Raw genomic sequence first — 19889 nt, 5'->3', positions numbered from 1 at the left:
AAAAACGCCGCCATTGTTGCCAATGGCGGCGCTGTCGAAGCGTTAAACGGCTGTAGCGCCTTGGGAAACCGGCAAGTTGATAGACTCGCCGCGCCCCATCGGGAAGTACTGCAAGCCCACGCGGGTCAGACGCTCGCTGTCGTACAGGTTACGACCGTCGAAAATCACCGGGGTTTTCAGGCGTTGTTTGATCAGGTCAAAATCTGGCGCCTTGAACTGCTGCCATTCAGTGCACACGATCAAAGCGTCGGCACCTTGCAGCACGGATTCCGGTGTGCCCATCAGGCTCAGGCGAGGCTCATCACCGTACAGGCGCTGGGTTTCTTGCATGGCTTCAGGGTCGAAGGCACGAACGTCTGCACCTGCGGCCCACAAGGCTTCCATCAGCACGCGGCTAGGCGCGTCGCGCATGTCGTCGGTGTTGGGTTTGAACGCCAGGCCCCACAAGGCAAAGGTTTTGCCCTTGAGGTCGCCTTTGAAGTAGGCATTGATACGATCAAACAGTTTGTGTTTCTGACGTTCGTTGATGGCTTCTACAGCTTGCAGCAGGTCGCTGGAGCAGTTGACTTGCTGAGCGCTGTGGATCAACGCGCGCATGTCTTTAGGGAAGCACGAACCGCCATAGCCGCAACCAGGGTAGATAAAGTGGTAGCCGATGCGGGTGTCGGCACCGATGCCCAGACGCACCGACTCAATGTCCGCACCCAGGTGTTCGGCCAGTTCGGCGATCTGGTTGATGAAGCTGATTTTGGTCGCCAGCATGCAGTTGGCGGCGTACTTGGTCAGCTCGGCGCTGCGCAGGTCCATATTGATGATGCGGTCATGGTTGCGGTTGAACGGGGCGTACAGGTCACGCATCACGTCGCGCACTTCGTCGCGCTCGCAACCAATGATGATGCGGTCCGGGCGGCGGCAGTCGCTGACGGCCGAGCCTTCTTTGAGAAATTCGGGGTTGGACACCACGTCAAATTGCAACGAGCGGCCGGCTTGTTCCAGCGCTTTATTGATGTGCGCGGTCAGTGCGTCACCGGTGCCCACGGGTACGGTGGATTTCTCGACCAGAATCACCGGTTCTACGCGGTGACGGGCTACTGCGTCGCCCACCGAGAATACCGCTTTAAGGTCTGCCGAACCGTCTTCGCTGGGCGGAGTGCCAACGGCGATAAACAGTACCTGGCCGTGCTCAACAGCGGTTTTTTCGTCGCTGGTGAAGCGCAGGCGCTTGCTTTCGAGGTTTTCACGAACCAGGCTCGAAAGCCCCGGCTCAAAAATGCTGACGTGACCTTGCTGTAACAGCTCGACCTTTTTCTGATCAATGTCCATGCAAATCACGTCGTGGCCGACTTCCGCCAATACCGTTGCCTGCACCAGGCCTACATAACCACTACCAAATACACTGATTTTCATGCGCTGTTCCTGGAACTTGGGGTACGTCGAGAGTTGATCGTCAGCACCCCCAGAATGACCAAGGCCACCCCAAGGGTTTTTGAAAGGGTGAAGCTTTCATGGAATACCGGCAGGCTGGCCGCCAGCAGGTAGACCAGAGCGTAGCTGAAGCTGAGCAGCGAATAGGCCCGCCCCAATGGCAGGTCGCGCAAGGCCAGCAACCAGCAGAGCATCGACAGCGCGTAAGCCATGATCGCGGCAAACACGACTGCCAATGCGCTGATTGAAACGTCTCCTTGGCTGATTGCCTCCAGCCACTTTGTCGGTTCCGGCAGGCGCGTCATGCTCCAGCGCATGCCCAACTGGGCGCCGCTAACCAACAACACACTGGCGCAGGCAAAGGTAAAACCTCGGCGCAGGCTCATGCGTGTTGCCCCAGCAGAACCACACCAGCAATCACCAGGCCCACGCCACACCAGTGGCGCAGGTCGATGGTTTCTTTAAACAGGTAGCGGGCTACCAGGGTGATCAGAACAAAGTTGAGGCTGAGCATCGGGTAAGCGATGCCCACTTCAAGGCGTTGTAACACCAGCAACCACACCAGCAAACCCAGGCCCAGGCAGAGCAGGGCCAGCCACAGCCAGGGAGAGCGCAACTTTTGCGCGATCCCCGACTCGGGCCCACGCCAGCTTTCGACGGCGTACTTCTGGGCCACCTGGCCTGCGCACGTCAACAGACATGCCATGAGCAACAGGGTGAGGGTCATGGAGTGGTCTGCGGGTAGATCAAAATCACCATGTTGCCTTCGTCAAAACGTTGGGCATCTTTGGGCAGCATGTCCATTTCATGGGTTTCATCGCTGTCCTTGACCCGCATCACAACACCTACCGGGCCTTTGAGACGTGCATCGGCAAGCCATTGCTGAACCTCTTCCAGACCAATGCTCTTGCCTTTGGCATCGTCATAGGTAAGGCCGTATTTGACCTCGCCCTGCGTGTTGTACAGCGTCACGTCTGGACGACGCAGGCGCCATGACAGTGCCGATGCGGCGCCCAGGTCGTTACTCAGCAGGGCAGTCGCAGGCTTCAATGCGTCCAGATGATGCAGCACAAACTGGTCAGGCATTTTGTTGTGTACCACGCTGCTTGGCATGCTGGCTGGCAACACCAGTACCAGAACGCCCATGGCGACTGCAGGCGCCGCCCACATTTTCAGCGGACGGGTCATGGCCAGCAGGCCGGTAACGATCCAGGTCAGCAAGACCACAACCAGCAAACCCATGTGCAGCGGTTCGTTGTCGTAGAACGGCTTTTTGATCTGGAAGAAGATCAGGGCCAGCAAGGCCACGGCGCCAATCAGCAGGTTAACCAGGCCATTGAGGCGCAGCGACAGGGTTTTCGCCTGATCAACGCGGTCCATCAGCGCGTGGCCCAGCAACAGGGCCAGCGGCAGCATGCACGGCATGATGTAGGTCGGCAGTTTGCCCTTGCTCAGGCTGAACAAGGCCAGCGGCAGCAACATCCACATCAGCACAAAGATCACACCGGTCTGACGCTTCTGGCTCCAGGCATCTTTGAGCGTGGCAGGCAGCAGGGCCGCCCACGGCAAGCTGGAAACCACCATCAACGGCAGGTAGAACCACCATGGGCGACCGTGTTGGGCATCTTCACCGGCAAAGCGGCGGATGTGCTCGTGCCAGAAGAAGAAGCGCCAGTAATCCGGCTCTTGTGCATGCACCGCCAATACCCAGGGCAACGACACGACGGCTGCAACCAGCATGGCGACCAGGCCGTATTTGACCAGCTCCAGAAAACGCTTTTGCCAGATCATGTAGGGCAGGGCGATCAGCACTGGCAGCAACAGGGCCAGGAAGCCCTTGGTCATAAAGCCCATGCCGCAGGCAAAACCCAGCAGCGCCCAACTGAACAGGCGCTGGCGTGGGTCCTGAGTGTCGACCGCAAACCACAGGGCAACCAAACTCAGGTTGACCCACAAGGTGAACTGCGGATCGAGGTTGGAATACCCGGCCTGGCCAGCGATGAGGCCGAAGGTCATGTACACCAGCGCACAGGCGAAGCTCTTGCGCGGGTCGTTCCACAGGCGGCGGGCGACCAGGTAGGCCAGCAACACGCTCAGGCCGGTGGCAATCGCCGAGGCAATGCGCACGCCAAACAGGTTTTCACCAAAAATGGCCTGGCCGATAGCGATCATCCAGTAACCGGCAATCGGCTTCTCGAAGTAGCGTATGTCCATGAAGTGCGGGGTGACCCAGTTACCGTCGACCAGGATTTGCTGGCCGATTTGCGCATAACGCGCTTCGTCCGGGATCCACAGACCGTGGGTGCCCAGGGGTAACAGGTAAAACGCGATAAAGGCTAAAACCAGCAGTGGAATCATCCAGCGTTGAGTCATGGCTTCTGCACTCCCAGCCAGCCTTCACGGCCTTCCAGCACGCCACGGCTCAATTGGCCTGCGGGCAGGCTGTCGATATCGGCGGGTAACAAGTCCTTAAGCGGCTGAAAGTGAATGTCGCGGGCACGGGCCTGCGTCAGCAATTGACGGAAGTCATTAGCCATTAGAATCCCTTCTACTTCTGCATGAATGGTGTACGCGTTCAGCTTTTGTGGGCTGAAGCGATCAAGAATGTATGAATTGAAGTCGGCAGCACTTAGCTCGGGCCCGACTACTTCATCGAATGTGGGCAGATCCACAGGGATTTGCGGCGCGCCCAGTCTGCCGTCGGCCAACCTTGGCCGAAACAGACTGTGCCCGCGGCAATCGCTGTTGTAACGAAAGCCAAAGGTTTCTTTGGCCTGGACTACGCGTTCATCTGCGCGCCAACCGGCGGCGGCCGAACATTCGACCGCTTGCCCGGTAATGTCGCTCAGGGTGTCAACACCCCGGCGAATCTGCTCGATCAGTTGTGCCTCGCTCCAGCGCCCGGTGTTGGCTTGCCAGCCGTGGTGATCCCACGCGTGCAAGCCTACCTCGTGGCCCGCAGCCAGGGTCTGGCGCATCAAATGCCCCAGATCCTTGCCGATCGGTTTGCCAGGCCAGGCGGTGCCGGCCAGCAAAATGTCCCAGCCATACAAACTGGCTGCCTTGGAGCGCATCATTTTCCAGAAGAACTGGGGCTTGATCAGGCGCCATAAATGGCGGCCCATGTTGTCCGGCCCCACACTAAAAAAAAACGTGGCTTTTACATCGGCTTCGTCGAGCAGTTCGAGTAACCGCGGCACCCCTTCACGGGTGCCTCGGTAGGTGTCGACATCAATACGTAGTCCAGCTTGCATTAACGTTTTTCCGCGATTTCAACCATGGCTTCACGCAGGAAGAAATCCAGAGTCTTGCCGATGGTTTCGCTCAGCTCGGTGGTCGGTGTCCAGTCGATCAGGCGACGTGCGTTCTCAACGCTTGGCTTGCGGTGGCTCACGTCCTGGTAGCCGGTGCCGTAGAACGACTGGCTTTCAACATCGCGGAAACCGGCGAACGGCGGGAAGTTGTCACGCAGCGGGTGCGCTTCGAACTGACGCAGCAACTCATGGCCCAGTTCACGAATGCTGGCTTCGTTTTCCGGGTTACCGATGTTGATGATCTGGCCGTCACACTTGCCGTCTTTGTTTTCAATGATGCGTGCCAGGGCTTCGATGCCGTCAGCCACGTCAGTGAAGCAGCGCTTCTGAGCACCACCGTCAACCAAACGGATCGGGGTACCTTCCACGAGGTGCAGGATCAACTGAGTGATGGCGCGCGAGCTGCCAACACGAGCCGAATCCAGACGGTCCAGACGCGGGCCCATCCAGTTGAACGGACGGAACAGGGTGAACTTCAGGCCTTTGGTGCCGTAAGCCCAGATCACGCGGTCCAGCAGTTGCTTGGACACGGAGTAGATCCAGCGCTGCTTGTTGATCGGGCCAACAATCAGGTTTGAAGTGTCTTCGTCGAAGTTCTGGTCCTGGCACATGCCATACACTTCGGACGTGGACGGGAAGATCACGCGCTTGTTGTACTTGACGCAGTAGCGAACCAGCTTGAGGTTCTCTTCGAAGTCCAGTTCGAATACGCGCAGCGGGTTACGGGTGTATTCGATCGGCGTGGCGATGGCTACCAACGGCAGGATCACGTCGCACTTCTTGATGTGGTACTCGATCCACTCGGTGTGGATGCTGATATCGCCTTCCACGAAGTGGAAGTTCGGGTGGCTGCGCAGGCGGTCGATGGCGTCGGAGCCGATGTCCAGGCCGTACACTTCGTAGCGGTCGTCTTGCAGCAGACGCTCGGACAGGTGGTTACCAATAAAGCCGTTAACGCCCAGGATCAGAACGCGGGTGCGACGGGCCGCACGGCCGGATTCGCTACCACGCAGACGCGAGCCGTCAACCAGACCCAGTTCGCGGGCCAGTTGCGGGCCGCTCAGGTACAGGCCGTTGTCGTTGCGCTGACCGGCGGTGATCACCAGCGAGTCTTTGCCGCAAGCGATACGCAGCGGGTCGCAGCTGATCACGTTGCCCGGTGCCTGGCCTTCGTTGCCGGCAACCACTTCACTGGCCCAGACAATCAGTTTGTGCTCGCCAACCGCGCAGAACGCGCCTGGGTACGGCTGAGTAACCGCACGGACCAGGTTGAACAATTCTTCTGCCGGGCGATTCCACTGCAGCAGGCCGTCAGCGGCTGTGCGGCGACCGAAGTAGGTGGCCTTGGATTCGTCTTGCGGGGTTTCTTTGAGCTTGCCTTCAGGTAGCACTGGCAGGGTTTCTGCCAGCAGTTTTGCAGCGGTTTCACGCAGCTTGGCGTGCAGGCTCAGCGCGGTGTCGCTGCGCTCAATGCTGATGCGTTCCTGGGCCACAATGTCACCGGCATCGGCACGTTTGACCATGCGGTGCAGGGTAACGCCGGTTTCGGTTTCGCCGTTGACCAGAACCCAGTTTGCCGGAGCGCGGCCGCGGTAGCGAGGCAGCAGCGAGCCGTGCAGGTTGAAGGCGCCTTTGCTGGAGCTGGCCAGCAGTTCTTCGCCCAGCAGGTTGCGGTAGTAGAACGAGAAAATGTAGTCGGGATTCAGCTTGCGAATGCGCTCGATCCACAGTGGGTGGTTAGCATCTTCCGGAGCGTGTACCGGAATGCCTTTACGGGCGCACAGTTGGGCCACAGAACCGTAGAAGTTATTTTCCGAGGGGTCATCAGCATGGGTGAACACGGCAGCAATGTCGTAGCCTGCATTGAGCAGGGCTTCGATGCCTGTGCAGCCAATATCGTGATAGGCGAAAACAACGGCTTTCAAACTCATGGTTAGACCTGTGTCGAAGTAGAAGAAGACGAGTTGCAAGGTGTAGCAGTTTCAGTAGCCGGTTCAGCGCGGACGATTTTCTCGATGAAGAACCGAGGGCGTGCACGCACATCGCTGTACATGCGCCCCAGGTACTCACCCAGCAGGCCCATGCCAATGAATTGGCCGCCAGTGAACACAAACAGTACGGCAAACAGCACGAAGGTGCCGTCGCCCGCCCAGGTAGCGCCAAAGATCAGGCGCAATACGATAAGCAGAATGGCGAAAATGCCGCCCAGCAAGGCCATGCTGAAACCGATGATGCTCAGCAGGCGCAGGGGGGTGGTGGTCATGCAGGTGATCAAGTCAAACATCAGGTTGATCAGGCGCATCGGGCTGTATTTCGAATCGCCGTGTTCACGCTCGGCGTGCTGCACCAGCACCTCGGTGGTGTGGCGGGCAAAGCTGTTGGCGAGAATCGGGATAAAGGTGCTGCGCTCGCGGCATGCCAGCATCGCGTCGACAATCGAACGACGATAGGCGCGCAGCATGCAGCCGTAGTCGCTCATGGCAACGCCGGTGGAACGCTGTACGGCCAGGTTGATGAGGCGCGAAGGCCAGCGGCGCCAGGCCGAGTCCTGACGGTTGTTGCGCACAGTACCAACCACGTCATAGCCCAAGGCTGCCTGGGCAACCAGACGCGGGATTTCTTCTGGAGGGTTTTGCAAGTCAGCGTCCAGGGTGATGACTACATCGCCCTTGGAGTTTTCAAAGCCGGCCATGATGGCGGCATGTTGTCCATAGTTACGGTTGAGGATCACCGCCACTACCGGGCTGTCTTCACGTTCGGCAGCGTCTTGCAGGATTTGCGCCGATTTGTCTCGGCTGCCATCGTCGACCAGTACGATTTCGTAAGCTTGGGTAAGCTGGGCACAGGCTGCTTCGGTACGGCGCAGCAGCTCAGGCAGGCTCTGTTCTTCGTTGTAGACCGGAATGACGATCGACACGCACTGGATAGGGTAGGGTTTCAAGTTATTCGTTCCAGTCAGTTTCAATGGTACAAGATGACTCGTCTGAGAAGTCGGCCTGTTCAGGCGCGCTAGACAGATTACGCCTGCAGGCATTAAAGCCTAAAACTGACGAAGGTAAAGTCATCAAACTACGTTATCTACATGATTTTTCTTACAAACTATTTTTGTTATTCCTAAAAGCTGACGCCTACGTTAAACGCAGAGGTGTGAAAAACCTATGAAAGTTGAATCAAAAGGCCATGTTTTTAGGGGGCAGACAGGTGCTATTCAGGAAACCCCGTGTAGCGCTTGGCCCGCGGCTTTATGGGTAAAAGTGTGGGGGAAATGTATCGGGTAACAAGGATGGGGTTTTGGCGATTTTAAACAATGACCCAAGTCATTCATTACACAGAAAAATGACTTTTTTTAACGGACGCAAAAAACAGCGCCAACCTGCGGATTTGTGACATGCGTCACACAGGTTGGCGCCACTCAAGCGAGCTTAATTCAAGCCCAACTTGCCGCGCAATGTAGACAGGTCTTCGGCCAGAGTGTTAACCGGGCCAACCAGTGCCTTGCGGTCGTTATCCTTGACCTTGTCGTAGGTTTCAAAACCGCCATCTTTGGTTTTGTACTTGGCCAGGATCTTGTCAACCGTGGCAAAGTTCTTGTCGACCTTATCGGCAAAGGCTTTGTCATTGGCTGCAATTTGCGGACGGAACAGGTCGAAAATCTTCTTCGCGCCGTCTACGTTGCCCTGGAAGTCATACAGGTCGGTATGGCTGTAACGGTCTTCTTCGCCGGAAATCTTGGTTGCAGCCACTTCTTCCATCAGCGCGGCCGCACCGCCCACGACTTTATCTGGCGGGAAGGTTAGACCGGCAACGCGGGTTTGCAAGTCTTTGACGTCGGTATTGAGTTTGTCGGCCAGCACATCGAGACCCTTGGTGGTGTTCTCGGAGAACAAGGTGTATTCGATGCGGTGGAAGCCGGTGAAGTCTTCAGCGGTCACGCCTTTCTCATGGTCATCAACCCGGGAGTCGATAGACGCGTCGAGATCACTGAACAGTTCGGCAATCGGCTCGATCGACTCGTAATGCACGCGGGTCGGTGCGTAGAGCTTTTTGGCGGTGGCCAGGTCGCCCTTTTTGATGGCGTCGGTGAACTTCTGGGTTTCTTGCGCCAGCGTGTCGATTTCATCGGTGACGTAAATCTTGTAGTCCGATACAGGTTGCACCAGGTCCAGTGGTGCATTCGCCGCGAATACCGAGAGCGGGGTGTGGAGCAAACCTAGAGCGATAAACAGTGCGAGCGGCGTCTTCTTCATGGGACTTTTCCGGTTTGTTTTAGGTTCAGGTTGGGGGGGAATCAAGTTCGAGTCAGTGGGGCTGCGGCATTCAGCAGCGAGCGCCCAATAAAGTCCTTGTCGTCGCGTACGCCCGGCAAGGTAAAGAAGTAACCTCCGCCAATCGGCTTGAGGTATTCCTCCAGTGGCTCACCATTGAGTCGGGTCTGTACGGCGATGAAGCCGTTTTCCAGGTTGCTCTGGTAGCAGATAAACAGCAGGCCCATGTCCAGCTGGCCGTTCTTGTTGACGCCGTTCGAGTAGTTGAACGGGCGGCGCAAGATCAAGTTTTTGCTGGTTTCGGCGGTGCGCGGGTTGGCCAGGCGGATGTGCGCATCCAGCTTGGTGACTTTGCCTTCGGGGTCTTTGCTGTAATCGGGCACGTCGGTTTCGTGATGGCCATCCATCGGTGCGCCGCTGGCCTTGTTGCGGCCGAAGATGCTTTGCTGCTCTTGCAGGGGCGTGCGGTCCCAGCGTTCAACGAAGTTGCGAATAATGCGCACCGCCTGGTAGCTGCCATCGACCGCCCATTTGGGTTCATCGCTGCCTGGCTGAACCCAGACGATGCTGTTCATCAGGGTGTTGTCGTTGGAGTCCGGGTTGGCAGAGCCATCACGGAAACCCAAGAAATTGCGCGCGCTCTGCGGGGGTACGCCCGGTTTGGTGGGCGCTTGCGGCGGTACCGTGCCTTCTTGCTTCCAGCGCACCAGCAGCAGGTCGGGCAGGTTTTTAACGATGTCGCGCAGGGCGTGAATGTTGGTGTCGGCGGTGTTGGCGCATAATTGCAGGCTCAAATCGCCATGGCAAAAGGCAGGCTCCAGCGCGTCGTTCGGAAAGCCCTGCATGCGGATCAGGTGCTTGGGCTTGACGTTGCCCAGGCCGTAACGCTCATCAAACAGCGACTCGCCGACCGATACCGTGACGGTCAGGTTGTCAGGCGTTACTACCGGTCCGAGGATCCCTGAGTCGGTAGGTGGCAGTTTGGGGTCGACTTGCGTGACCGGGCCGCCCTTGGTCAGAAACGCGATGCGTTCGTTCAGAGTGCGGAACAGGCGTTCCAGGTCTGCGCGATCAGTGGCCAGTACATCGAAGGACACCAGCATGCCGGCGGCCGGACGAGGCGTGACGATGCCATTTTGGTGCTGACCGTGGAATTCGTGGTGATCCTGGGTCTTGTCGCTGCTGGGTGCTTGAGTCACTTGCGCATTGGCTGTGCCGCTGGCGGCCATGGCCGGACAACTGAGGGCGCTGCCTGCCAGCGCGGCCCCGGCGACGCCCATGCCGAGCAGTACGCGACGACGTTGCAGGTTGATTTCATTCTGGGTTTTGTCTGAATCGCTCATGTGCGTCTCGTCTGCATTACAGGCCGGAAAGGCCGAGGGCTGGATCGATTCCATCGAGTGCATCGGCCAGAGCCTTGGCCTTGTTACTGATTGCTTGACGCTGGGCGGCGCTTACCGTGTCGTAAGTGGCATAACCCTGAGCGGTTTTAAAGGTGTCGAGTTCGGTGTCGAGTGCGGCGCTGGCGTTATCAATGTTGAGCAGGATGTCGGCATTGTTTTTGGCCAGCAGTGGGCGCAACAGGTCAACCACTTTGCGCGTGGTTTGCAGGTTGGCGGCAAAACCGTTGAGGTCGATATGGCTGTAGCGCTCTTCTTCACCGCTGGTGGCGCGGGTGTCGGCCAAGTTGTGCAGCGTGCGCGAAACAATGCTGACCAACTGCTCGGGCGGCAGGGATTGCGCCATCAATTGCTGCTTGAGTAACGCTGCATTGGCTTGCAGTTGTTCGGCCACAGGTGCCAGACCTTGGGTGCTGCGCTGATCAAATAGGCCATATTCGAGGCGATGGAAGCCGCTGAAGCCTGGATCCTGCTCGCGTTTTTCAAAATAGTCGGCGCGGGCATTCAGGGTGTTGTCCAGTTCGCCCAAGCGTTGCGCGGCGGGTGCCAGGCGCTGATAAGCCTCGCGCGCCGGTACATAGAGTGCTTGCGCCTGGGCAAGGTCGCCACTGCTGATGGCTTGCGACAGAGCTTCTACCGCCTTGATCAGCGCGTTGCTCTGGCTGCTCAAATACACCCGGAACTCAGACAGCGGGCCGATAAACGCCACCATCGACGGGCGCGCCTTGGCCTTGGCTTCAGATTCGGCGGTCGGTGTGACATGGAGCTTGCCGCGCGGGTTGCTGAGCAGGCCGCAAGTAATGGCGTAATCACCGGGGTTGAGCGTGGCATTGATCACCTGGCTCAAGCCGGGGGCAATGTTTTCGCGCTCTTCGATCACCAGCACACCGTCGAGAATTTCCCATTCCACTGCGCGTTCCGAGGCGTTGACGATGCGGAAGCTGTTAAAGCCTGCCGGGACCGTCAGCTCGTTCGGTTCGCAGCTGTGCGGGTGGATCGTTACGGTGATTTCATTGCTGTGAACCTTGCGTTTGGCGGCAGCCAGTTGCGAGGCGTAGTAGAACAAACCGCCGGCCGCGATCATAACGATCACTGAGCCGGCTACCGCCCAGCGCAATGCGCGAGGGGGTGTACCGCTTGCAGGGGTAGACATGCAGGACCTTAAGAGTTCGTCACTGAAGAGGGGTGGGCCGCCTTTGGCGCGGGCGGGGAACGGAAGAACATCACCAGGGCCACGACCAGATAAATGACATAGGCGACGAGTACGCTGACGGTGGGCGCATCTTGATAGCCGAACATACCGGCCAGGACCGAGCCGAGCGGTCCGTCCATCGGCAGCGTGCTGCTGATGTCAAACACCACGCCTTGCATGGCATTCCACAAGCCGGCTTCGTGCAGGGCCTGGACCGAGTTGGCCAGAATGCCCGCCGCTACCACCAGAATGAACAGTCCGGTCCAGCGGAAAAACAGGCCGAGGTTCAGGCGCATGCTGCCGGTGTAGATCGCAAAACCGACAAAGATCGCCAGGATCAAACCGAGCAGGGCGCCCAAAGGGGCTGCCGGACCTTCGCTTTGCTGGAAAACCGCGAGCAGGAAGAACACGGTTTCCAGCCCTTCGCGAGCCACGGCAAAAAACACCATGGCAATCAGTGCCGTGACCTGGTGTTTGGAGCCGGCAAGGGCATGATCAAGGGAGGTGTGCAGCGAGCTTTTAATGGAGCGCGCGACTTTGCGCATCCAGAACACCATCGAGCTGAGGATGCCGACGGCAATCAAGCCGACGATGCCTTCAAACAGTTCTTGTTGCTTTTGCGGGAATTCGGCGCTCATCAACTCCAGGCCGCCACCGACCAGCAGGGACAAGGCTGCGGCGAGGAAAACTCCAATCCACACGGCGGGCATCCACTGCCCACGTCCGGTTTGCTTGAGGTAACTGGCAATGATGCCGACGATAAGCGCGGCTTCAATGCCCTCGCGCAGCATGATCAGAAAAGGAACAAGCATGAAGAGAGCACCGCGTCACGAATTAGTAGTGGCTAATTTGTAACATACTGATACGTATTGCTAAACAAGAATCGATTTCATTGGCTGAACGGTTGCTGAACGCATGTTCTGGGGGCGGGCTTGCACGTGGAGTTGGTGGCGCTGACGGGCAAGCCTGCTGAAGGGTTAAAGGTCGATATCGTCTTTTGGAGTGTTGCTTAGGCTGGCAGTGAGGGTCTCCAGCGCTGCCTCGGCCTTGAGGGCTCTTAATGTCAACGCTGCGTTGGCTTCAAGGGCCTGGTTTTGCGCTTCTTTTAATGCCTGGCTTTCTTGGGTGGCGACCCGTAAGCGTTCTTGCAGCAATGTGCGTTCGCTTTCCTGCTGGTTCAGTTGGGCGGTCAGTCGCTCATTCAGGTTGCTCAGCTTGTGCTGCTGATCGCTGGCCTGATTCAGCTCTTTGCTCAAGGCGCGACTTTCACTGAGTACGCGCTCGTTGTCACGGTGCAGTTGGGTTATTTCGTCTTGGCGCACCAGCGCGCTTTGCTGCGCTTGGCGCAATTCCATTTGTAGTTGTTGCAACTGCCCTTCGTGGCGGCGCTGTTCCTGCTCGCGCTGCTCTTTGGTCGCGCTGCGGTAGTGCTCCAGCGCATCGCGGGCGTGCAGGTGTTTTTCTTCCAGTGAGCGGATCTGCTCGTCGCGGTCGTTGAGGCGCAACTCGAAATCGCTGCACGCCTGGTTGAGCGCGGCGTTGCGCGTTTGCTCGGTTTGCAGCATGGAGCGGGTGGCTTCCAGGTTCGCCGTTTCTTGCTGCAAGGCCGTGCTCTGGATGTCCAGCTCTTTCTGCAATTGCAGATGGTCTTGCTGCGCTTGCGCCAGTTGATCGCGCAACTCTGCTTTGAGCTGCTCGTAGTGCGCTTCGGCGCGGTCGATCGGCTCTTGTGCCTGCTCTTTGAGGCGCTGGGCAAGGCGGGCTACCAGTTCGCTCAGCTCATCACCTAGCTGTTCCTGCTGCACGCCGCGACGTGAGTCGGTCTCGTCAAGCTCCTTTAGGTAGCGGTGGATCGTGGTTTTTGACCCGGTATTGCCCATTTCAATTCGTACTGCATCGATGCTGGGGTGTTCGCCGCGAGCCAGTATCGCCGTGCGCGCTATTTGCACCACCGCCTTGTTTACGCCGCCACGAGCCATGGCATTCTCCTACGATTATGTACTGTGGTATGTACCCTGTAATTACGTACTATATTAGCACTTCATTTTTGTTTTTGATTGCTGATTTTGAGGCGGGATATACTGGTATTATCCCGTGTCATAGCGCCAAGTTCGATTTTTAGGCGCTATTTCAGTACGTCAACCAAGAGAACAGGGCATGAGCGAGCTGGATCGCTACTTAAACGCCGCGACCCGCGATAACACCCGCCGCAGTTATCGGGCCGCCATCGAGCACTTCGAAGTGATCTGGGGCGGATTTTTGCCCGCCACCAGCGACAGCGTGGCGCGCTATCTGGTGGCGCACGCCGGGCAGTTGTCGATCAACACGCTCAAGCTGCGTTTGTCGGCGATTGCGCAGTGGCATAACAGCCAGGGCTTTGCCGACCCGACCAAGTCGCCAGTGGTGCGCAAAGTGTTCAAGGGCATTCGCGCGCTGCATCCGGCCCAAGAGAAACAAGCTGCGCCGCTACAGTTGCAGCATCTGGAGCAAGTGATTGACTGGCTTGAAAGTGAGGCGAATATCGCGCAGGCCAATGCGGACCAGCCGGGGCTGCTGCGCGCGCGACGCGATGCAGCGTTGATCCTGCTAGGGTTTTGGCGCGGGTTTCGTAGTGATGAGTTGTGTCGCCTGCAGGTCGAACACGTGCAGGCGGTGGCAGGTTCGGGCATTACCTTGTATTTACCGCGCAGCAAAAGTGATCGCGACAATCTGGGCAAGACCTTTCAAACCCCGGCGCTGCTGAGGCTATGCCCGGTGCGGGCTTACATCGAATGGCTGAATACAGCAGCCCTGGTACGTGGCCCGGTGTTCAGGGGGATTGATCGCTGGGGCAATCTGAGTGAGGAGGGCTTGCACGCCAATAGCGTGATCCCGTTGTTGCGTCAGGCGCTGGAGCGCGCCGGTATTTCTGCCGAACATTACACCAGTCATTCGCTTCGTCGCGGTTTTGCAACATGGGCGCATCAAAGTGGATGGGACTTGAAGTCGCTGATGAATTACGTCGGCTGGAAAGACATCAAGTCAGCCATGCGCTATGTTGAGTCCACCCCGTTTGCCGGGATGAGCATGACCGCTGAAAAACGCATTGGTAGCTGATCGACGTCAACTTGAAAGCCGGCCATTCGGTCCATATTTAGTTTTTGACTATTTATAGGGTTGGCTGATAGTCAAAACCAATCGTGAGCATCAGCTTTACCAATGAGCCAGATACGAAATGTGTTGTTAGGATTCACCCCATCAACTTTTCAACCCTGACGGAGAGTCAACGATGCCTATCATCAACAGCCAAGTAAAACCGTTCAAAGCTACTGCATACAAAAACGGCAGCTTCGTGGAAGTGTCGGACGCTGACCTGAAAGGCAAGTGGTCTGTCGTGTTCTTCTACCCAGCCGACTTCACCTTCGTTTGCCCAACCGAGCTGGAAGACCTGGCTGACAACTACGAAGAGTTCAAAAAACTCGGCGTGGAAATCTACAGCGTGTCGACTGACACCCACTTTGCTCACGCTGCCTGGCACAACACTTCGCCAGCCATCGGCAAAATCCAGTACACCATGATCGGCGACCCTACGCTGACCATCTCCCGCAACTTCGACGTTCTGATCGAAGAAGCAGGTCTGGCTGACCGCGGTACTTTCGTGATCAACCCGGAAGGTCAGATCAAAATCGTTGAACTGAACGACGGCGGTGTTGGCCGTGACGCTTCCGAGCTGCTGCGCAAAATCAAGGCTGCTCAGTACGTTGCTGCTCACCCAGGCGAAGTATGCCCAGCTAAATGGAAAGAAGGTGAATCCACCCTCGCTCCTTCGCTGGACCTGGTTGGCAAGATCTAAGTCTGTGAAGACTAGGGCGGTGATCCGCACCTGAGTTGTCAGCAGCATCGCCCTCAAAACGCCCGGGCGACATTCGCTCGGGCGTTTTTTTTGACACAGAATTAAACAGTTAGGAGATCGCCCGTATGTTGGACGCCAATCTAAAAGCACAGTTGAAGTCATACCTGGAGCGGGTCACACAGCCGATCGAGATCGTTGCGTCTCTCGACGACGGTGCGAAATCCCGTGAAATGCATGACCTGTTAAAAGAAATTAACAGCCTCTCCAGCCAGATTACCTTGCTGGAAAACGGCAACGATGCGCGTAAACCGTCGTTCTCGTTGAACCGTCCAGGCGGCGATATCAGCTTGCGTTTTGCTGGTATCCCGATGGGCCACGAATTTACTTCGCTGGTGCTGGCCCTGCTGCAAGTCGGCGGCCACCCATCGAAAGCCAGTGCCGAAGTGATTGAACAAATCCGCTCCCTCAAAGGTGAGTTCAACTTCGAGACCTATTTCTCGCTGTCATGCCAGAACTGCCCAGATGTAGTGCAGGCGCTGAACCTGATGGCAGTGTTGAACCCGAACATTCGCCACGTGGCGATTGACGGCGCGCTGTTCCAGGACGAAGTCACCGAGCGTCAAGTGATGGCGGTGCCGAGCGTTTACCTGAACGGGGTTAACTTCGGTCAGGGCCGCATGGGCCTGGAAGAGATTCTTGGCAAGCTGGACACCAGCGCCATTGAGCGTCAGGCCGAAAAAATCAGCGCCAAAGAGGCCTTTGATGTGCTGGTTATCGGTGGCGGTCCAGCCGGTGCTGCTGCAGCCATCTACGCTGCGCGTAAAGGCATTCGTACCGGTGTGGCGGCAGAACGCTTCGGCGGCCAGGTGCTCGACACCATGGCGATCGAGAACTTTATCTCGGTGCAGGAAACCGAAGGGCCGAAACTGGCCACTGCCCTGGAAGAACACGTCAAGCAATACGACGTCGACATCATGAACCTGCAGCGTGCCGACAAGCTGTTGCCGGGCAAAGCGGGCGAGCTGCACGAAGTTAAATTCGCCAGTGGTGCTTCGCTCAAAGCCAAGACCGTGATTCTGGCGACCGGTGCCCGCTGGCGCGAAATGAATGTGCCGGGCGAGCAGGAATACCGCAGCCGTGGTGTGGCGTACTGCCCGCACTGTGACGGCCCGCTGTTTAAAGGCAAGCGCGTTGCGGTGATCGGTGGTGGTAACTCGGGTGTCGAGGCGGCCATTGACCTGGCCGGGATCGTGTCACACGTGACATTGCTCGAGTTTGACACCAAGTTGCGCGCTGACGCCGTGTTGCAGCGCAAGCTCAACAGCTTGCCAAACGTAACGGTGATCACTAACGCCCAGACCACTGAAGTGACCGGTGACGGGCAGAAGGTCAACGGTCTGCGTTACAAAGACCGTGCAACAGAAGCGCTGCACACCGTCGAGCTGGAAGGCATTTTCGTGCAGATCGGTCTGCTGCCTAACACCGATTGGCTCAAAGGCACCATCGAGCTGACGCCACGTGGCGAGATCGTGGTTGATGCACGTGGTGAGACATCGATACCCGGGATCTTTGCTGCCGGTGACGTGACCACCGTGCCTTATAAGCAGATCGTGATTGCGGTCGGCGAAGGCGCTAAAGCCTCTCTGAGCGCTTTCGATCACTTGATCCGCACTTCGGCGCCGGATTGATTGCTCGGCAATAGAGTCGCGTTGCATTAGCAAAGCCTCTCAGTAAACAAAAGCGCAGCCCACGGGCTGCGCTTTTTGATGTGTGCTAAAAGTATTACGCCTAGGGGTTTTAATCTTTCTGCAAACCATTGGCCAGCGCGACGAATGCATTTTTTGCTTTCTCCAGTGCGGCCAGTGGTTGTGGATCAGCGGCGATCCACAAGGCGGCGCTCAATGTGGCGCCATTCAGCAGTCTGGCTGTCGCTTCAACCTCGATGTCCTGGATGACGTGCTCGCTTTTCAGCTTCTCCAGGCACTCCATGGTGCCCTGAATGCAGGCGTTCTGGTTTGACCACAGGGCAGGGTTGCCCAGTACTGCGGGGCCATCGAGCAGCACAATACGCTGGATTTCCGGCTCTATCGCCATCTCCATGTAGGCGATGCTTTCATTGATAAAACCATCCCAGGTGGAGTTCGCCTGAGCGGTAATGGCGCGCAGGCGTACAGACGTCTCGGCGTCTATTTGCTGGATGACGGCCTCAAGCAAGCCTTTTTTGTCGCCAAAGTGGTGATAAAGCGCTCCCCGGGTCAGGCCGACATTGGCAGTGAAGTCATCCATTGAAGACTCGGCATAGCCTTTGTTCGCGAATGCTTGCCTGCCTGCTGCCAAAAGTCTGTGCCGCGTGTCTTCGATCATCTCTTTGCGTGTTCGTACCATGGAAGCGCAGATCTCCTTAATCCAACTCAACCCACACAACATACGTGGCGTATCTAATGCTACGGGCTTGATCGCTTCTGAACAATGTTCAAATGTCAGGCGTAAAAAAACCCATGAGCGAGCATGGGTTTTGTGACCTGCCAGGTTACAGCGGGGTCGGCTGAATGATCTCGACCCAGTAGGCGTCCGGATCCTTGATAAAGGCCAGAGATTTCATGCGGCCGTCAGTCAGGCGCTTCTGGAAGTCCACGCCCAAAGCTTCAAAGCGCTCGCAGGCGGCGACGATATCAGGTACCGCGATGCAGATATGGCCGAAACCGCGGGGGTCAGTGTTGCCGTTGTGGTAAGCAAAATCGGCATCGTTTTCGGTGCCGTGGTTGTGAGTCAGCTCCAGGATGCCAGGGATGGATTTCATCCACACGGTACGGGCAGCATCGTCAGCCGGGATCACGGCTTTATCAACCAGCGCCAGAAAGTACAGGCTGAATTCGGCTTCCGGGAAGTCGCGCTTTTCCAGCAGCGAGAAACCCAGGACGCGGGTGTAGAAATCGAGGGATTTCTCGATGTCTTTGACGCGCAGCATGGTGTGGTTGAAAACGAATTGTTGGGTAGCGCTATCCGGTTGTGCGGTCACGCCAGGGACGTTGTTCAGTTCTTGCAGGCTCATGAACCCTCCGAAAGTGATGCATGGGTAAACAGTCGATGCACGAATGATACGGAATGTGACGGCTTGCGCGAACCCCGCGGGAAACAAAAGATCGTTGTTTGGGGTGTTCAGCGGGAGTGCGGTGAGGGGAATTGGCAAAATTCAGGCAAAAAGAAGCCCGCCGAAGCGGGCATGGGGCGCTAGTCCTTTAGCAGCCTCTATACTGGGGATGTAAGCCGGAACCCCAGAAATTTCCGTCACCCTAGTTGGGTGGGCTCAACACTCGTGTCACCAGCTACCTTCTGGAGAATCGAGCTCGGCCATCCCTCCCTGGACGGGCATCGCTCGACGATGTTCAACGGCTCCCTCACGGGGCCGTCGTTTTGTGGGGGCTATTCCATCCACAAGTCGTCGAGGTTCTTGAAGTTCCAGAGCGTCGGGTCTTCGGGGCCAGTGATACTGTCCTTGCAACTCGTGGCCGCCAGGTCGATGGTCTGCATCGGGATCGGCTCTCTCGAGCGTAGCGAGAAGAACACGCGAACCTTGGGAGTCAGCAGTGATTCCATTCCCGGCTCAACGACAACGGCCAGACGCTGAGAGGACAGGCGAACCAAGGAGCCGACGGGGTAGATGCCCACGGCCTTGACGAAGGCGTGGAAGATGCGTTTGTCGAAATGGCCCTCCCACTTGGCCATCTGCCGCATCGCCGCGGACGGGTCCCACGGCTTTTTGTAGGCTCGCTCCGACGTCACGGCATCATAGACGTCGCAGATTGCGCCCATGCGGGCCAGGAGTGAAATGGCGTCACCGGCCAAGCGATCCGGGTAGCCGGTTCCGTCGATCTTCTCGTGATGGTGCAGGGCAATGTCCACCACCCCGGGCTCGGCCCCGCCTGCGCGCAGCATCTTTGCGCCCTCCACAGGGTGGCGCTTCATGATGGCGAACTCGGCATCGGTGAGCTTGCCTGGTTTGTTAAGCACTTCCAGCGGCATCGCGGCCTTGCCTAGGTCGTGCATCAGTCCGCCGATGCCAGCCAGGCGCGTTTGCTCCTCGTCTAGATCGAGATGCCGGGCCAGCGATAGCATCAGGGCGCAGACGGCAACCGAGTGCAGGTAGGTGTAATCGTCGTGCGTTTTGATGCGTGCGACGCTGATGAGGGCATGAGGTTGGCGCAGCACCGAGGCAGCGATTTCTCCGACCAGCGGCAACGTCGTGCTTGGGTCGACGGCCTTGCCAAGCCGGGCTTCCTGGAACATGTCCATGACTTGGGACTTGGCCGCAAGACAGAGTTTCCGTGCATAACACATTTCGCTCTCCATTGAGGTTGCGCCGTCACTTTTCTTGCTTAGTGGACTAGACGGCAGAGATTGCTCCTCCGACAATTCTCTGGGCTCTGGGCTCTGGGCTCTGGGCTCTGGGCTCTGGGCTCT

At 57.6% G+C, this 19889-nt stretch carries 18 protein-coding genes; 3 read left to right on the top strand and 15 right to left on the bottom strand.

All coding sequences use genetic code 11. The features are described 5' to 3' along the window. Positions 1–42: 42 nt before the first annotated feature. From GHO32_RS03305 to GHO32_RS03250, 12 genes are all read right to left on the bottom strand, one after another. A complete protein-coding gene (locus GHO32_RS03305; RefSeq protein WP_153332879.1) occupies positions 43–1407 on the bottom strand; it encodes a UDP-glucose/GDP-mannose dehydrogenase family protein in 1365 nt (454 codons plus the stop codon). Further along, positions 1404–1811 carry a 4-amino-4-deoxy-L-arabinose-phosphoundecaprenol flippase subunit ArnF gene (gene arnF, locus GHO32_RS03300; RefSeq protein ID WP_153332877.1) on the bottom strand — a complete coding sequence of 136 codons (408 nt, stop codon included), beginning with the start codon at positions 1809–1811 and terminating at the stop codon, positions 1404–1406. Before arnF ends, GHO32_RS03305 begins: the two co-directional genes overlap by 4 nt. Beyond that, positions 1808–2152 (bottom strand): 4-amino-4-deoxy-L-arabinose-phosphoundecaprenol flippase subunit ArnE, encoded by a 345-nt coding sequence (gene arnE, locus GHO32_RS03295; RefSeq protein WP_048371776.1) that lies wholly within the window; start codon positions 2150–2152, stop codon positions 1808–1810. The genes arnF and arnE overlap by 4 nt, the downstream gene beginning before the upstream one ends. Next, positions 2149–3798: a lipid IV(A) 4-amino-4-deoxy-L-arabinosyltransferase gene (arnT, locus tag GHO32_RS03290; RefSeq protein WP_153332875.1), complete on the bottom strand. Its 1650-nt coding sequence runs from the start codon at positions 3796–3798 to the stop codon at positions 2149–2151. Before arnT ends, arnE begins: the two co-directional genes overlap by 4 nt. After that, positions 3795–4679, bottom strand: coding sequence for a 4-deoxy-4-formamido-L-arabinose-phosphoundecaprenol deformylase (gene arnD / locus GHO32_RS03285; protein ID WP_048371772.1), 885 nt, complete (start codon positions 4677–4679; stop codon positions 3795–3797). Before arnD ends, arnT begins: the two co-directional genes overlap by 4 nt. Beyond that, positions 4679–6670, bottom strand: coding sequence for a bifunctional UDP-4-amino-4-deoxy-L-arabinose formyltransferase/UDP-glucuronic acid oxidase ArnA (arnA, locus tag GHO32_RS03280; RefSeq protein WP_153332873.1), 1992 nt, complete (start codon positions 6668–6670; stop codon positions 4679–4681). Before arnA ends, arnD begins: the two co-directional genes overlap by 1 nt. A gap of 2 nt (positions 6671–6672) precedes the next feature. Then, positions 6673–7680: an undecaprenyl-phosphate 4-deoxy-4-formamido-L-arabinose transferase gene (gene arnC, locus GHO32_RS03275; RefSeq protein ID WP_153442772.1), complete on the bottom strand. Its 1008-nt coding sequence runs from the start codon at positions 7678–7680 to the stop codon at positions 6673–6675. A gap of 481 nt (positions 7681–8161) precedes the next feature. After that, positions 8162–8986 (bottom strand): iron uptake system protein EfeO, encoded by an 825-nt coding sequence (gene efeO / locus GHO32_RS03270; protein ID WP_153332871.1) that lies wholly within the window; start codon positions 8984–8986, stop codon positions 8162–8164. Between the two features lie 41 nt (positions 8987–9027). Beyond that, positions 9028–10347: an iron uptake transporter deferrochelatase/peroxidase subunit gene (gene efeB / locus GHO32_RS03265; RefSeq protein ID WP_153332869.1), complete on the bottom strand. Its 1320-nt coding sequence runs from the start codon at positions 10345–10347 to the stop codon at positions 9028–9030. 16 nt (positions 10348–10363) lie between these two features. Next, positions 10364–11557 carry an iron uptake system protein EfeO gene (gene efeO, locus GHO32_RS03260; RefSeq protein ID WP_153332867.1) on the bottom strand — a complete coding sequence of 398 codons (1194 nt, stop codon included), beginning with the start codon at positions 11555–11557 and terminating at the stop codon, positions 10364–10366. An 8-nt stretch (positions 11558–11565) separates the two neighbouring features. Continuing rightward, on the bottom strand, positions 11566–12408 hold the full coding sequence (efeU, locus tag GHO32_RS03255) for an iron uptake transporter permease EfeU (RefSeq protein WP_153332865.1): 843 nt from the start codon (positions 12406–12408) through the stop codon (positions 11566–11568). Positions 12409–12573: 165 nt separating this feature from the next. Next, positions 12574–13575 (bottom strand): DNA-binding protein, encoded by a 1002-nt coding sequence (locus GHO32_RS03250; RefSeq protein ID WP_153332863.1) that lies wholly within the window; start codon positions 13573–13575, stop codon positions 12574–12576. A gap of 178 nt (positions 13576–13753) precedes the next feature. Between GHO32_RS03250 and GHO32_RS03245 the strand changes: the two genes are divergently transcribed. The 3 genes from GHO32_RS03245 to ahpF all read left to right on the top strand — a co-directional run bounded on the left by GHO32_RS03245 (position 13754) and on the right by ahpF (position 17116). After that, positions 13754–14692, top strand: a complete 939-nt coding sequence (locus GHO32_RS03245) for a site-specific integrase (protein ID WP_153332861.1) — start codon at positions 13754–13756, stop codon at positions 14690–14692. A gap of 172 nt (positions 14693–14864) precedes the next feature. Further along, positions 14865–15428, top strand: coding sequence for an alkyl hydroperoxide reductase subunit C (gene ahpC, locus GHO32_RS03240; RefSeq protein ID WP_016780891.1), 564 nt, complete (start codon positions 14865–14867; stop codon positions 15426–15428). A gap of 125 nt (positions 15429–15553) precedes the next feature. Next, positions 15554–17116 carry an alkyl hydroperoxide reductase subunit F gene (ahpF, locus tag GHO32_RS03235; protein ID WP_153332859.1) on the top strand — a complete coding sequence of 521 codons (1563 nt, stop codon included), beginning with the start codon at positions 15554–15556 and terminating at the stop codon, positions 17114–17116. Positions 17117–17225: 109 nt separating this feature from the next. Here the strand turns inward: ahpF and GHO32_RS03230 are convergent, their stop codons facing one another. From GHO32_RS03230 to GHO32_RS03220, 3 genes are all read right to left on the bottom strand, one after another. Beyond that, the gene (locus tag GHO32_RS03230; protein WP_153332857.1) at positions 17226–17813 is read right to left on the bottom strand and encodes a TetR/AcrR family transcriptional regulator; all 588 of its coding nucleotides are present in this window, start codon (positions 17811–17813) and stop codon (positions 17226–17228) included. Between the two features lie 145 nt (positions 17814–17958). Further along, positions 17959–18480: a lactoylglutathione lyase gene (gloA, locus tag GHO32_RS03225; RefSeq protein WP_123749090.1), complete on the bottom strand. Its 522-nt coding sequence runs from the start codon at positions 18478–18480 to the stop codon at positions 17959–17961. 371 nt (positions 18481–18851) lie between these two features. Then, a complete protein-coding gene (locus tag GHO32_RS03220; protein ID WP_223198360.1) occupies positions 18852–19721 on the bottom strand; it encodes an HD-GYP domain-containing protein in 870 nt (289 codons plus the stop codon). Positions 19722–19889: the final 168 nt, after the last annotated feature.

The organism is Pseudomonas sp. FSL R10-2189 (assembly GCF_009600325.1).
Classification (GTDB): Bacteria; Pseudomonadota; Gammaproteobacteria; order Pseudomonadales; family Pseudomonadaceae; genus Aquipseudomonas; species Aquipseudomonas helleri.
The sequence above is the reverse complement of the archived record's forward strand: the minus strand, read 5'-3'. Positions and strand labels throughout refer to the sequence as shown.

Bases quoted from the DNA above. Each gene is read 5' to 3' on its own strand.
- GHO32_RS03305 (WP_153332879.1), bottom strand. From the start codon at position 1,407: ATGAAAATCAGTGTATTTGGTAGTGGTTATGTAGGCCTGGTGCAGGCA.
- arnF (WP_153332877.1), bottom strand. From the start codon at position 1,811: ATGAGCCTGCGCCGAGGTTTTACCTTTGCCTGCGCCAGTGTGTTGTTG.
- arnE (WP_048371776.1), bottom strand. From the start codon at position 2,152: ATGACCCTCACCCTGTTGCTCATGGCATGTCTGTTGACGTGCGCAGGC.
- arnT (WP_153332875.1), bottom strand. From the start codon at position 3,798: ATGACTCAACGCTGGATGATTCCACTGCTGGTTTTAGCCTTTATCGCG.
- arnD (WP_048371772.1), bottom strand. From the start codon at position 4,679: ATGCAAGCTGGACTACGTATTGATGTCGACACCTACCGAGGCACCCGT.
- arnA (WP_153332873.1), bottom strand. From the start codon at position 6,670: ATGAGTTTGAAAGCCGTTGTTTTCGCCTATCACGATATTGGCTGCACA.
- efeO (WP_153332871.1), bottom strand. From the start codon at position 8,986: ATGAAGAAGACGCCGCTCGCACTGTTTATCGCTCTAGGTTTGCTCCAC.
- efeB (WP_153332869.1), bottom strand. From the start codon at position 10,347: ATGAGCGATTCAGACAAAACCCAGAATGAAATCAACCTGCAACGTCGT.
- efeO (WP_153332867.1), bottom strand. From the start codon at position 11,557: ATGTCTACCCCTGCAAGCGGTACACCCCCTCGCGCATTGCGCTGGGCG.
- efeU (WP_153332865.1), bottom strand. From the start codon at position 12,408: ATGCTTGTTCCTTTTCTGATCATGCTGCGCGAGGGCATTGAAGCCGCG.
- GHO32_RS03250 (WP_153332863.1), bottom strand. From the start codon at position 13,575: ATGGCTCGTGGCGGCGTAAACAAGGCGGTGGTGCAAATAGCGCGCACG.
- GHO32_RS03245 (WP_153332861.1), top strand. From the start codon at position 13,754: ATGAGCGAGCTGGATCGCTACTTAAACGCCGCGACCCGCGATAACACC.
- ahpC (WP_016780891.1), top strand. From the start codon at position 14,865: ATGCCTATCATCAACAGCCAAGTAAAACCGTTCAAAGCTACTGCATAC.
- ahpF (WP_153332859.1), top strand. From the start codon at position 15,554: ATGTTGGACGCCAATCTAAAAGCACAGTTGAAGTCATACCTGGAGCGG.
- GHO32_RS03230 (WP_153332857.1), bottom strand. From the start codon at position 17,813: ATGGTACGAACACGCAAAGAGATGATCGAAGACACGCGGCACAGACTT.
- gloA (WP_123749090.1), bottom strand. From the start codon at position 18,480: ATGAGCCTGCAAGAACTGAACAACGTCCCTGGCGTGACCGCACAACCG.
- GHO32_RS03220 (WP_223198360.1), bottom strand. From the start codon at position 19,721: ATGGACATGTTCCAGGAAGCCCGGCTTGGCAAGGCCGTCGACCCAAGC.